The organism is Pseudoalteromonas lipolytica, assembly GCF_001306915.1.
GTDB classification, from domain to species: Bacteria; Pseudomonadota; Gammaproteobacteria; order Enterobacterales; family Alteromonadaceae; genus Pseudoalteromonas; species Pseudoalteromonas simplex.
Genome location: NZ_LJTC01000007.1, coordinates 88,759 through 101,795 on the forward strand (window position 1 = coordinate 88,759; position 13,037 = coordinate 101,795).

A 13,037-nucleotide genomic window follows, 5' to 3' on the forward strand; every position below is an offset into this window, starting at 1 on the left:
CACACCTATTCGCACAACATTTAACCACTTTGCATGCTAAAATAGCAATAAATAGACGATTAGTCAGAAAATTTATGCTCTTTGGAAGCTGTTGTAAACACTGGCTTTAAGCCTAAAAAGGCAAAATATTCAGAAAACCGAATCGGCTTTGTTAAGGGCTGGTTAATTTGTTTTTGCCAAAGCTCACGGTATTGCTCAGACAGGCTCATAGTTTGGTACTGCATAATCGACCAATTAGGGCTTGGTTTATAGGCTTTTTTGTTGCTACAAGCGATACTTTTTTGCCACCCTTTTGGCGGAGAAACCTCATTTGCAATAAATAGATTTGGCGCAACTAGCCCCTGTTGATTACACAGCCACTGTTGTTTTTGCTCTGCTAAAACATATTCATCTTCAAAACCATTAAAATGCATTAGCTCATGTAGAAATACCGCGTAAGATTGCGATGAATTAATATGCATAATCCCGCCAAGCACATTAGCAGCCCCTTGCTTTGACATCATCACAATAAAGTCAAAACCTTCAGGCCATGAATACTCAGCCGCATTTTGCCAGTTACATTCAAGCGCCCCATCGTTGCCATCACAGCTAAACTTATCGGCAACATAAACAACCTCAGTAAAACAAAAGCTGCCTTTTGCAGGCTCAGGCGCTTTACTGTATTGCTGCTTATACTGCTTTAAAGTATCAATGCCTTTGTAATGATCTGTCATCATTAAAACATTAAATTGGCACTGACTGCTTGCCTGTACACTTGATGTTGATAAGGCTAATTGCTGTTGCTGCGCATAAGCTGGGTCAATTTGAGCTGGCGGCATTTGTTGCTGCAACAGCCAAGCTTGCTTGGCATCTCCGTCAGGTAACTTGCCAGCTTTACCTAGGTAACTTATATCGAGCCACTGGTTTGCTCTAACTAGCTGCTCCGCTAAGGTTTGTTGCTGCGCTGAAGTGAATTTAGCAAAGTAAGGCTGCCACCATAATTTTGCTGCGTTGTAATCTAGTTGCTGCAAAAATCTGAGCGCAAGCTGATACGCAGCATTACTATCATTTAGCTTTGCTAACTGGCGAAGCTGTGAGTTGCGCAGCACTAAATGCTGCAAATTAATGGCGCTGGGCGCCAAGTGATAGATAGCCGTTGCTTGTGAAGGAGTGGTATTTGCGTAAAAAGCGTAAGCGGGAATAAAACGAGACACTGAGCTTGAAACAAAACCCAAGCTCAGCAATAGAATAACAGTAAAAAAAACCTTAGCTTGCGTTTTCACCAGCCATTAACTCAAGCTCTAAACGGGCATATTTGTATTCAACAAACTCATGCACATTGGTGGCAAGTGCAAGTCTAAAGTAATCGGCAGCAAGGTAGTTATCACCCGCCGCTTGATGCATTTTAGCTAGGTAGAAATAAGCTTCGCATAAGCGGTGCGCATACTCTTGCTCTGAAGTCACACCTTCAATAATGCCAGATAAAAACTCAAACTCACTAATGTCACCTAAATAAAGTGCCAATAGTTGGTAACCCCATTGCGACTCATCAACACCCTGCGAGTTAGCTTTTAAATCAACTAAGGCCTGCGCTTTATCAGCTTCTGATTGAGCTAAATAAAGCCATAGCACACGGTAAGGGTCGCTTGGTGAACGATTTAAAAACTGCTGTAAATCATCTTGTGCAAGTGATGGGCGGTCACCATAGTAAAGGGCAATACCACGATTTAAATAGGCATACTCATGCTGCTCGTTAAGCTCAAGTGCCGAATCAAAAAACTCATAAGCTTGTTCATACTGCTGCATTAGTGTGTGATGAATGCCTAAGAAGTTATACACCTCAGCTAGGTCTGGTTTGAGCTTAATCGCACGGTTAAAGTCAATACGCGCCAAGGTCGACATACCTAAGCTGTCAAATAATACACCGCGATCATAATAAAGTTTGGCTTGTTGCTCGGCACTTAAATCAGCACGGTTTAGTAATTCAGAATAGCGAGCAATCGTAATTTCGTTACGAAAATCAGGCGCTAATGGTGCGGTAAAAGGCACATTAACAATAGGGACTGACTCAGGTTGTGAAGTTGTTTGACATGCACTTAAAGAAAAAATAGCCACAGCGGTCAATGCTAAGTGTTTAAAAATCATTAAATTCCTTAATACCTGAATTCTCTGTAGACAAAGGCGAAGCGGATAGGTTTCATTAAAGCATAAAAAAAGGGGCTAAACAGCCCCTTTTTCTTATATCCAGTAAATAACTGGTTATGTAATCATCATTAAGCGTCTTTAGACTCTTCTGCTTTTTCTTCAGCAGCTGGTTCCATAGCTTCTTTGATGCTTAGACGTACACGACCTTGGCGATCTACTTCAAGAACTTTAACTTTAACTTCTTGGCCTTCACTTAGGTGGTCAGTTACGTTGTTAACACGCTCTGTGCTGATTTGTGAAATGTGCACTAGACCGTCTTTACCCGGAAGGATATTAACGAACGCACCAAAATCAACGATACGTACAACTTTACCAGTGTAGATAGTACCTACTTCTAGTTCAGCAGTTAATTGCTCGATACGCTTGATTGCATCGTTTGCGCTGATGCCGTCAGTTGCAGCGATCTTGATTGTACCGTCATCTTCGATTTCAATCGTTGTGCCTGTTTCTTCAGTAAGTTGACGGATAGTTGCGCCACCTTTACCGATAACTTCAGCAATTTTCTTCGCAGGGATCTGCATAGTGTAGATGCGAGGTGCGAATTGAGATAACTCTTCAGAAGGTGCTGCAATCGCTTCGTCCATAACACTTAAGATGTGTAGACGTGCTGCTTTCGCTTGTTTAAGAGCAATTTGCATGATTTCTTTAGTGATACCTTCGATCTTGATATCCATTTGTAGTGCAGTGATACCGTTTGAAGTACCCGCTACTTTAAAGTCCATGTCACCTAAGTGATCTTCATCACCTAAGATATCTGAAAGAACAACGAAATCGTCGCCTTCTTTAACTAGACCCATCGCGATACCAGCAACAGATGCTTTGATTGGTACACCTGCATTCATAAGTGCTAGTGATGTACCACATACTGATGCCATAGACGATGAACCGTTTGATTCAGTGATTTCTGAAACGACACGGATTGAGTATGGGAAGTCAGTAAGTGTAGGTAGTACCGCAGCGATACCACGCTTAGCTAGGTTACCGTGACCAATTTCACGACGCTTAGGAGAGCCTACAAAACCTGTTTCACCTACGCAGAACGGAGGGAAGTTGTAGTGAAGCATGAAGTGATGCTTGTTAGTACCTGTTAAGTCGTCGATTAACTGTGAATCACGCTCAGTACCAAGCGTTGCAGTTACAAGTGCTTGCGTCTCACCACGCGTGAAGATTGCAGAACCGTGAGTACGTGGTAAAACACCCGTCATTACGTCTAGTGCACGAACCATATCCGGTTCACGACCATCGATACGTTTTTCACCAGCGATGATACGGCCACGAACGATTTCTTTTTCTAAAGAACCGAATAGTTTACCAACTTCTTGCGTATCTAGCTCTTCGCCTTCAGCAAGTTCAGCTGTTAATGTAGCAACCACTTCTTCTTTCGCTGCACCTAGTGCTTCTTTACGCGCTACTTTGTCAGTGATGCGGTATGCTTCACCTACTTTATCAGCAGCAATTGCAGAGATTTTCTCAGCAAGTGTTACGTTTTTCTCTGGTGCAGTCCAATCCCAAGCAGGTTTACCCGCTTCAGCTTTGAACTCGTTGATTGCGTTGATGATAGCTTGAGATTGCTCATGACCATAAACAACCGCACCTAACATTACGTCTTCAGATAGTGTTTCAGCTTCTGATTCAACCATAAGTACTGCGTTATCAGTACCAGCAACTACTAGGTCTAATTGGCTTTCTTCAAGCTCAGCTAGTGTTGGGTTAAGTACGTATTCACCATTGATGAAACCAACACGTGATGCACCGATAGGACCATTGAATGGGATACCAGAGATAGCAAGTGCTGCTGAAGTACCGATCATAGCAACCATGTCAGGTTGGATTTCTGGGTTAACAGAAACAACTGTCGCGATTACTTGTACTTCGTTTACGAAGCCGTCTGGGAAAAGTGGACGGATTGGACGGTCGATTAGACGAGCGATAAGTGTTTCGCCATCGTTAGGACGACCTTCACGCTTAAGGAAACCACCAGGGATACGACCCGCAGCGTACATACGCTCTTGGTAGTTAACTGTTAGTGGGAAGAAGTCTTGACCTGGTTGTGCATCACGCTTACCAACAACAGTAACTAATACTGAAGTGTCGCCAATGCTTGCTAGTACTGCGCCGTCAGCTTGACGAGCGATAGCACCTGTTTCTAGGGTCACAGTGTGTTGACCTAGTTGAAATTCTTTAATAATTGCTTGCACTTAAAAATTTCCTTTAAATGTAAAAGCAACTCAGAGCTATGCTCCGAATTGGTAAAAAATAGTCCATCAAAGTACCAATTACAGTACTTAATTGTGCTTATGAAAACACGATTAAGTACTACAATTGGCAATGATGTTTTTTGATATCTAAGCAGTATCCACTACCTAGGTGTGCGCTAGTATACCTTTCATGCGCGCACAAAAAAAGGGGCTAAATAGCCCCTTTTCTCGTAATCTAGTTCTTAGCGACGTAGGCCAAGCTCTTGGATTAACGCAGTGTAACGTGCAATGTCTTTACCTTTAAGGTAGTCAAGCAGTTTACGGCGTTGGCTTACTTTGCGAAGAAGACCACGACGTGAGTGGAAGTCGTGCTTGTGGCTAGCAAAGTGACCTTGAAGCTTGTTGATATCGAAAGTTAGAAGTGCAACTTGTACTTCAGGTGAACCAGTGTCGCCTTCAGCGCGTGCAAATTTAGCGATGATTTCAACTTTTTCTTGATTGCTTAGTGACATAGTAACTCCAAAAATTAATTTAAATTGTGTTTTAGCCGATCACTAATTCAGCCAAAACGATTGAGCGGGGCGTATTCTACCCAGCTTTGCTAATAACTACAAGGTAATCTTTACTCAGGCAGTTGATTTGATAAGCCACGCTTTGATTTCAAGTGGCCGTCTTTATGACGCTCACCAGTACCAATGAACACCCCATCAGCCATTACCTTTACCACACCATCTGGTACAGGCTTACCAATCACCACTGTTTGACCATGACTAAATGCCACGCCCTGCTCTTGAGTGATCTCAATCACAGGTAAATCAACCAAAGCAGTATCCATTGGCAGTAGTAGCTCATCGAGGTAGCTTGAAGGCGCAACATCGTCTGCTTTTGCCTGCTGTAGCTTTTCTTCAAGTTGCTCAAGAGTGACCATTTTTTCACTTGGATAATGGCCAACAGCACTGCGATGTAACATGATGACATGCGCACCACAGCCAAGCTTTTCACCTAAGTCGTCGACAATAGTACGAATATAAGTGCCTTTAGAGACGTGTGCCGTCATTTGTACTTCGTTATTAGCTTCATCAAACTCATCAAGCGTTAAACTAAATACATTAATTTTTCGACACTTACGCGGCACTTCGATACCTTCGCGAGCATATTTATACAAAGGCTGACCTTGGTATTTAAGCGCAGAGTACATCGAAGGATATTGATCCGACTCACCTAAAAAACTGGCAATTTGCTCAGCTAATTGTTCACGGGTGACCGATACGTCGCGCGTTTCAACCACTTCACCATCTGAATCAGAGGTCGTGGTTCGCTCACCAAGTTTGGCGCGTACAACATAGGTTTTGTCAGTATCAAGCAAGAACTGGGTAAACTTAGTCGCTTCACCAAAACAAATAGGCAGCATACCCGTCGCGAGCGGATCAAGCGCACCGGTGTGGCCTGCTTTTTGAGCAAAGTAAATTCCCTTTGCTTGCTGCAATGCTTTGTTTGATGAAATACCTTGCGGCTTATTAAGTAATAAGATGCCGTCAATAGCACGACCTTTACTGCGTCTAGCCATTAGTCTTTAGTGCCTTCTTCGCTGTCATCTTCGTCTACATGCTTGGCATTGTCTTCACGAATAACTGAGTCAACCAAGTTTGAAATACGCATACCTTCCATAAGCGAGTTATCGATCACAAAACGTAACTCAGGCATGATGCGCGCACGAATGCGTTTACCTAATAAAGAACGAATATAACCCGTTGCTTCATTTAAGATTTTAGCGCTTTGCTTGGCTTTATCTTCATCGTCAGTATTAAACACTGTGATAAATACTTTTGCGTAAGATAAATCGCGAGATACCTCAACCGCAGACACTGTCACCATGCCTAAGCGTGGATCTTTGATTTCGCGTTGAAGAATAACAGCAATCTCTTTTTGAATTTGCTGTGCAACACGATCAGTGCGAGAAAATTCTCTCATTTCATTTCACTCTAAAATAATAACTTATTGATGTTAAAGAATAAGTTAATTTAATTACGAATACACAAATGGGGGCTAGGCCCCCATTTAAAATAGTGACTTAAACGAAATTAAAGTGAACGTTGTACTTCAACCGTCTCGAATACCTCGATTTGGTCGCCAACTTTAACATCGTTGTAGTTCTTAACGCCGATACCACATTCCATACCGTTACGTACTTCTTGAACGTCATCTTTAAAGCGACGTAGTGACTCAAGTTCACCTTCATAGATAACCACGTTATCACGAAGTACACGGATAGGCGCGCTACGCTTAACGATACCTTCAGTAACCATACAGCCTGCGATTGCACCAATCTTCGGTGACTTGAACACGTCACGAACTTCAGCAAGACCAATGATCTCTTGCTTGAATTCTGGTGCAAGCATACCTGACATCGCTTGTTTAACTTCTTCAATCAGGCTGTAGATTACGCTGTAGTAACGTAAGTCTAGGTTTTCTGACTCAATTACTTTACGAGCTGATGCATCAGCACGTACGTTAAAGCCAACAACGATTGCGTTTGACGCCGCTGCAAGCGTTGCATCAGTTTCAGTGATACCACCTACACCTGAACCAACAATCTTCACTTTAACTTCATCAGTAGAAAGCTTAGTTAATGAATCAGCGATTGCTTCAATTGAACCTTGTACGTCAGCTTTAAGAACGATGTTAACTTCTGATACATCGCCTTCAGCCATGTTCGTAAACATGTTTTCAAGCTTCGCTTTTTGTTGACGAGCAAGCTTCACTTCACGGAACTTACCTTGACGGTAAAGTGCTACTTCACGTGCTTTACGCTCATCTTTAACTACTGTTGCTTCATCACCAGCAGCAGGGATACCAGATAGACCTAAAATCTCAACTGGGATAGACGGACCCGCAGACTTGATATCTTTACCGTTCTCATCTTTCATCGCACGAACACGGCCATATTCAAGACCACACAGTACGATATCACCTTGGTTAAGCGTACCAGACTGAACTAGGATTGACGCAACTGGACCACGGCCTTTATCAAGACGCGATTCAATTACAACACCTGCAGCCATACCTTCAGCTGGTGCAGTTAGCTCTAGGATTTCAGCTTGCATTAGTACCGCTTCAAGTAGGTCATCAATACCTAAACCTGTTTTTGCTGAGATATGAACGAATTGCGTGTCACCACCCCACTCTTCTGGGATAACGTCTAATTGTGCTAGTTCGTTCTTAACGCGATCTGGGTCGATGCCTTCTTTATCCATCTTGTTTACTGCGATGATTAAAGGAACGCCTGCAGCACGGGCGTGCTGAACCGCTTCTTTAGTTTGTGGCATTACACCATCATCCGCAGCAACGACTAGGATTACGATATCCGTTGCTTTAGCACCACGAGCACGCATTGATGTAAACGCGGCGTGGCCCGGAGTATCTAAGAACGTGATCATGTGACCATTTGTTTCAACGTGGTATGCACCAATGTGCTGTGTAATACCACCTGCCTCACCTGAAGCAACTTTTGCTGAACGAATGTAGTCAAGTGTTGACGTTTTACCGTGGTCAACGTGACCCATTACCGTTACAACCGGCGCACGAGGAATTGCTTTACCTTCTTCGCTACGATCGCTTAGTACTTTCTCTTCTAATTCGTTTTCTTTAACGATAATAACCTTGTGACCCATTTCTTCAGCTACAAGTTGTGCTGTTTCTTGGTCGATCACTTGGTTGATGGTAACCATGTCACCCATCTTCATCATCGTTTTAACAACTTCAGCACCTTTAACAGCCATACGTGATGCAAGCTCAGCAACAGTGATTGTTTCACTGATACGAACTTCGTTTTTCACGTCTGCTGTTGGTTTTTGGAAACCATGTTGTAAAGACGTTGGTGCTTTCAGCTTACCTTTCTTGCCTTTAGGACCTGTAGGCTGTTTCTCTTTTTGAGGTCCTTTTTTCTTTTTCTTACGACGAGCGCTTTGCTCTTCACGTGCATCAGATTCATCTTCTGCTTCACGTGCGTAAGTAGAAGTCGTAAGGTGGTGATCAGCGTTTTCTTCACGCTGCTTACGCTCTTCTTCTTCCTTTTTCCAGCGAGCTTCATTTTCTTCAGCTAGCTTTCTTGCCTCTTCTGCTTGACGTTTCGCTTCTTCTTCAGCTTTTCTCAATGCGGCCTCTTCTGCTTCTTTTTGCAGACGCTCAGCTTCGGCGCGATCTTGTTCAGACTTAGCACTTTGCTCTGGGGTCATCTGCTTCTGTTTCGCTTTACGCTCAGCTTCAGCTTTACGTTTAGCCTCTTCTTTGGCTTTACGCTCAGCTTCTTCTTTCGCTTTGCGCTCTGCCTCTTGTTTCGCTTTAAGCTCTTCAGCTTCTTGCTGGGCTTTAAGCTCTGCTGCTTTACGTGCAGCTTCTTCTGCAGCTAAACGCTCTTCTTCTTGCTGTTGCTCAATGGCGCTTTTCTTAACGTAAGTACGTGTTTTACGTACTTCAACTTGCACAGACTTCGCTTTACCTGTAGAGCCAGTTACGCTTAGCGTACTTTTGCTTTTACGTTGCAAAGTCATGCGAGCTGGGCCTTCTGAGCCCGTGCCGCCGTGCTGCTTGCTCAAGTGATCTAATAACGTCGACTTTTCAGACTCAGTTACCATATCACCTGCTTTTTTAGAAATACCGGCTTGTTCTAGCTGCTGTAGTAATTTATCAACAGTTGTACCAATATCTCCGGCTAGTTTTTCAACATTTACTTCTGCCATAGTGTGTAATACCTCCGTTAATAAATTACTCGTCTGCGAACCAACAAATGTTACGCGCAGCCATAATTAGCTTGCCAGCTTCTTCTTCTGAAAGTTCAGTGATGTCTACTAACTCATCAATGCCTTGCTCAGCTAAGTCTTCAAGTGTTACTACACCTTTACTAGCCATAACAAATGCAAGGTGACGCTCTAAGCCTTCAAGTGCTAGTAGGTCTTCTGCAGGTTCTGCACCTTCTAGGCTTTCTTCAGTTTTAAGCGCTTTCGTTGTTAATGCGTCTTTTGCACGTGAACGTAAGATATCAACTGTTTCTTCATCTAAACCGTCAATTTCTAAGAATTCTGATGCAGGTACGTAAGCCACTTCTTCAAGTGTTGAGAAACCTTCGTTGATAAGTAAAGTTGCAAACTCATCATCGATATCTAAGTATTCAGTGAATAAGTTGATTAGCTTATCTGATTCAGCTTCGTTCTTCGCACGCATGTCATCAACGGTCATTACGTTTAATTCCCAACCAGTTAATTGGCTAGCAAGACGAACGTTTTGACCATTACGACCGATTGCTTGTGCTAGGTTATCGGCTTCAACAGCGATATCCATTGAATGTGTATCTTCGTCCATTACGATTGACGCAACTTCTGCTGGCGCCATTGCATTGATAACGAATTGCGCTGGGTTGTCATCGTAAAGAACGATATCAACACGCTCACCACCAAGCTCAGTTGAAACTGCTTGTACACGTGCACCACGCATACCAACACACGCACCTACTGGGTCGATACGTTTGTCGTTAGATTTTACCGCGATTTTTGCACGAGAACCTGGATCACGTGCAGCTGCACGTAGTTCAATCATCTCTTCGCCAATCTCTGGCACCTCAATGCGGAAAAGTTCCATTAGCATTTCTGGCTTAGAACGCGTTACAAATAACTGCGCGCCACGAGCTTCTGGCTTAACTTCGTATAGAAGACCACGGATACGGTCACCCGGGCGGAAGTTTTCACGCGGTAACATATCATCACGGTAGATAACCGCTTCAGCATTGTTACCAAGGTCAAGTACGATAGCATCACGGGTTGCTTTTTTAACAACACCTGTTACTAATTCGCCTTGTTGATCTTTGTATTCTTCAACCACTAATGCACGCTCAGCTTCACGTACTTTTTGTACGATAACTTGCTTAGCCATTTGTGTTGTAATACGGTCAAACTTGATTGACTCAATTTGTTCTTCAACGTAATCGCCTAATTGTAGGCTTTCGTCTTCAACCTGTGCCGCTTCAAGTGTGATTTCGCTGTAAGGGTTTTCTAAAGAACCATCTTCAAGAACTTCAGCAATCTTCCAACGACGGAATGTGTCGTAATCACCTGTTTTACGATCGATTGATACGCGAACTTCAATTTCGCCATCGTGTTTTTTCTTTGTCGCAGTCGCTAATGCGAACTCTAACGCTTCAAAAATCTTTTCTTTTGGAACCGCTTTCTCATTGGAGACGGCTTCAGCAACCAATAATATTTCTTTTGCCATGGGTTATGCCTCGCTTGCCCTATTCCTTCGCACTCGAATTAAAACTTTGCGATGATGTTCGCACGTTCAATGTTACTGATCATAATCATATGCTCAGTGCCATCTGCTGAAAGTGTGATCATATCACTGCTAACTGATACTAAATCGCCTTTAAAGTTACGACGACCATCTTGCGGAAGCTTAGTACGCACGCGTACTTCTTCTCCTTGCGCCTTCTCGTAGTGATCTTGTTTGAATAATGGACGATCAACACCAGGAGACGAAACTTCCAAATCATATTCATTTGTAATTGGGTCTTCGACGTCTAAAATTGCGCTAACTTGACGACTAACGTCGGCACAATTGTCAACCGTAATCCCTGCATCGTGATCGATATAAACACGTAATGTAGAGTGGCGACCAGCTTGCACAAACTCAAGACCATGTAACTCAAAGCCTAACATTTCAACGGCCGGTGAGAGCATGGCTACTAAATCTTGCTCAAGTTTTGTCACGAAAATCCTCCATACAAACAAAAAAAGGGCATATAGCCCTGAAATACTGAGTTTAATAATGATTTAAAATCACCGCCAAGCAGATACAACAACGCCCCGAACCAAGCGGGGCGTCACACCTAAAGCATAAAACTGTGTGGCCTAGGGCCAAGCTTGGTTGCGAGTCAGTCACCTGACTAAATTAAACTAGATAGCCTAAACGCAAAACGCGCATTACCAGAATGCGCGACTTCATACAGTAAAAATTACTGTGCATACTAAGTACACTTACAATGCCTTAGCATGTATTTGGTTGCGGGAGCCGGATTTGAACCGACGACCTTCGGGTTATGAGCCCGACGAGCTACCAGGCTGCTCCATCCCGCGCCAATAGATATTAAAAGTTACTTAATATCATTTAATCGAGTGCTAAACACCTCAATTCAATGGCGGCTATTATAAGCATGTAGCGCTCAATTAGCAACCTTCCTATATGAATTAGTTAGACTATTTTTTGCCTAAAAATTTTATGACAACCTTGTCATAAAATTTCCCATAACTGAAAATTCTCGTCTATATTTAGTCATATAATAAGAATAACCTATAGCCTTGGCTATTAAGCGATTTACTATGAGTCTATCTTCATTTCAAAAAAGACTGTTACTACAAGATATTGAATTGCTAAAACCAGATTTCCATCAGTTTACAAGCGCATATCATCGCATTCTTAATGCTCGTCAGTTAACCATGACAGTGCCTGAGCAAGACAGCATAACTAAGCGTAGCTATATTCTTTACTGTGCGCTCAACAAAGTAGTAAGTCACCTTGATGACTTACAGCAAGTCACGCCGTTTATTCATTATTTAGCGAATAACCTGAGCTTTTTAAACGTAGCGTCAAAAGATATTGATATTCTTTGTGAGGCTTTTATTGAGACTCGCCTACTCTTTATCAAGACATACAATAGCCATCAGCAACAAGCTTGGGAGCTGGCTATTCGTATTTTTTCTAATATTGTGAAAAGTTACTTATTTTCACACTCTACCGTGGTTTCTATTAAAACAAGACGCTTCGTTTATAAAGCTCACAATTGACTCAGTTCATTTCGAAGTCTATCAATTTGCCTTTGCTCAACAGAGATAAGTGTATTGAAGCGGCTTGTCAACGCACTCATTTTATCAACTAAAGCTTGATCACTATTTGCGTCAGCTAAGTTATTTGGTCTATGACTAACTTGCTTTTCTAGTAAGCTAATCTGTTGGTTTAGTTGTTCGTTATAAGTATCGATCTTATTTTCATGCTCAGAGATTTGTAGCATGATTTGTTTGCTGCGAATAAAGCTATCAACCTCATCGTTATTTGATAGTTCATTGAAACTATTGTTTATTCTGTTATTTTCGGCGATTAGTCTGTCAATACTACGCTGTTCATTGTCAATAAGAACAGCATAACGCTCAGATACAGCACTCATTTGCTTTGCAATAGCGGCTTGTTTTTTTGCACCAACTAAGTTTTGTAACTGCGCATCGGACTGATTATTTAATGCTGCAATTTCATTATTCATACGAAGCTTAAAGGTATCTATTTTATTATTATGCTCAGCTATTTCTGCTGCTATTTGTTTGGTCCTGATATAGCTATCAACTTGACCAGTCGTTTGAGAATATACTGACTCAGTACTTTTTCCTTGTACAGCATTGGATAGGAAAGGGTTTTGCTCTTTTATTGTTATTAATTTAGCATCTTCCCCACATGGCAACTGACTAAACTCAACCACACCATTTTTTTCGCACTGATACACTGATGCACTCGCCGCAGTGCTTATAAATAAACATGTAGCCCAAATAATATGAGTATTAATAGTGTTAGATTTCATTTTTTGCCTTCCATAGTTATACCTTATTTATACACTAACTT

General features: G+C 42.3%; 11 protein-coding genes and 1 tRNA gene. 1 reads left to right on the forward strand and 11 read right to left on the reverse strand.

Annotated elements, in window-relative coordinates; genetic code table 11:
* Nucleotides 1-59: 59 nt before the first annotated feature.
* From AOG27_RS11545 to AOG27_RS11590, 10 genes are all read right to left on the reverse strand, one after another.
* Nucleotides 60-1,262, reverse strand: a complete 1,203-nt coding sequence (locus AOG27_RS11545) for a hypothetical protein (protein ID WP_054553169.1) — start codon at nt 1,260-1,262, stop codon at nt 60-62.
* Complete coding sequence (gene nlpI, locus AOG27_RS11550) at nt 1,246-2,124, reverse strand: lipoprotein NlpI (RefSeq protein ID WP_054553170.1); 879 nt, start codon at nt 2,122-2,124, stop codon at nt 1,246-1,248. The genes AOG27_RS11545 and nlpI overlap by 17 nt, the downstream gene beginning before the upstream one ends.
* A gap of 128 nt (nt 2,125-2,252) precedes the next feature.
* On the reverse strand, nt 2,253-4,382 hold the full coding sequence (gene pnp, locus AOG27_RS11555) for a polyribonucleotide nucleotidyltransferase (protein WP_054553171.1): 2,130 nt from the start codon (nt 4,380-4,382) through the stop codon (nt 2,253-2,255).
* 242 nt (nt 4,383-4,624) lie between these two features.
* Nucleotides 4,625-4,894: a 30S ribosomal protein S15 gene (rpsO, locus tag AOG27_RS11560; RefSeq protein ID WP_054553172.1), complete on the reverse strand. Its 270-nt coding sequence runs from the start codon at nt 4,892-4,894 to the stop codon at nt 4,625-4,627.
* A gap of 110 nt (nt 4,895-5,004) precedes the next feature.
* Nucleotides 5,005-5,949 (reverse strand): tRNA pseudouridine(55) synthase TruB, encoded by a 945-nt coding sequence (gene truB / locus AOG27_RS11565; protein ID WP_054553173.1) that lies wholly within the window; start codon nt 5,947-5,949, stop codon nt 5,005-5,007.
* Nucleotides 5,949-6,353 (reverse strand): 30S ribosome-binding factor RbfA, encoded by a 405-nt coding sequence (rbfA, locus tag AOG27_RS11570; RefSeq protein WP_054553174.1) that lies wholly within the window; start codon nt 6,351-6,353, stop codon nt 5,949-5,951. The genes truB and rbfA overlap by 1 nt, the downstream gene beginning before the upstream one ends.
* A 110-nt stretch (nt 6,354-6,463) precedes the next feature.
* A complete protein-coding gene (infB, locus tag AOG27_RS11575; protein WP_054553175.1) occupies nt 6,464-9,121 on the reverse strand; it encodes a translation initiation factor IF-2 in 2,658 nt (885 codons plus the stop codon).
* A gap of 25 nt (nt 9,122-9,146) precedes the next feature.
* Entirely contained in the window at nt 9,147-10,646 is a 1,500-nt protein-coding gene (gene nusA, locus AOG27_RS11580; RefSeq protein ID WP_054553176.1) for a transcription termination factor NusA, read from the reverse strand.
* A 38-nt stretch (nt 10,647-10,684) separates the two neighbouring features.
* Nucleotides 10,685-11,140, reverse strand: coding sequence for a ribosome maturation factor RimP (gene rimP / locus AOG27_RS11585; RefSeq protein ID WP_054553177.1), 456 nt, complete (start codon nt 11,138-11,140; stop codon nt 10,685-10,687).
* 289 nt (nt 11,141-11,429) lie between these two features.
* A tRNA-Met gene (locus tag AOG27_RS11590) sits at nt 11,430-11,506 on the reverse strand.
* Between the two features lie 243 nt (nt 11,507-11,749).
* Here AOG27_RS11590 and AOG27_RS11595 point away from each other — a divergent pair.
* The gene (locus AOG27_RS11595; RefSeq protein ID WP_054553178.1) at nt 11,750-12,214 is read left to right on the forward strand and encodes a globin; all 465 of its coding nucleotides are present in this window, start codon (nt 11,750-11,752) and stop codon (nt 12,212-12,214) included.
* On the opposite strand, the gene AOG27_RS11600 is transcribed toward AOG27_RS11595, so the two are convergent.
* Entirely contained in the window at nt 12,205-12,996 is a 792-nt protein-coding gene (locus AOG27_RS11600; RefSeq protein WP_054553179.1) for a DUF4124 domain-containing protein, read from the reverse strand. The two genes, AOG27_RS11595 and AOG27_RS11600, sit on opposite strands and share 10 nt — an antisense overlap.
* Nucleotides 12,997-13,037 lie beyond the last annotated feature (41 nt).

Bases quoted from the DNA above. Each gene is read 5' to 3' on its own strand.
- nlpI (WP_054553170.1), bottom strand. From the start codon at position 2,124: ATGATTTTTAAACACTTAGCATTGACCGCTGTGGCTATTTTTTCTTTA.
- rpsO (WP_054553172.1), bottom strand. From the start codon at position 4,894: ATGTCACTAAGCAATCAAGAAAAAGTTGAAATCATCGCTAAATTTGCA.
- truB (WP_054553173.1), bottom strand. From the start codon at position 5,949: ATGGCTAGACGCAGTAAAGGTCGTGCTATTGACGGCATCTTATTACTT.
- rbfA (WP_054553174.1), bottom strand. From the start codon at position 6,353: ATGAGAGAATTTTCTCGCACTGATCGTGTTGCACAGCAAATTCAAAAA.
- infB (WP_054553175.1), bottom strand. From the start codon at position 9,121: ATGGCAGAAGTAAATGTTGAAAAACTAGCCGGAGATATTGGTACAACT.
- nusA (WP_054553176.1), bottom strand. From the start codon at position 10,646: ATGGCAAAAGAAATATTATTGGTTGCTGAAGCCGTCTCCAATGAGAAA.
- AOG27_RS11595 (WP_054553178.1), top strand. From the start codon at position 11,750: ATGAGTCTATCTTCATTTCAAAAAAGACTGTTACTACAAGATATTGAA.
- AOG27_RS11600 (WP_054553179.1), bottom strand. From the start codon at position 12,996: ATGAAATCTAACACTATTAATACTCATATTATTTGGGCTACATGTTTA.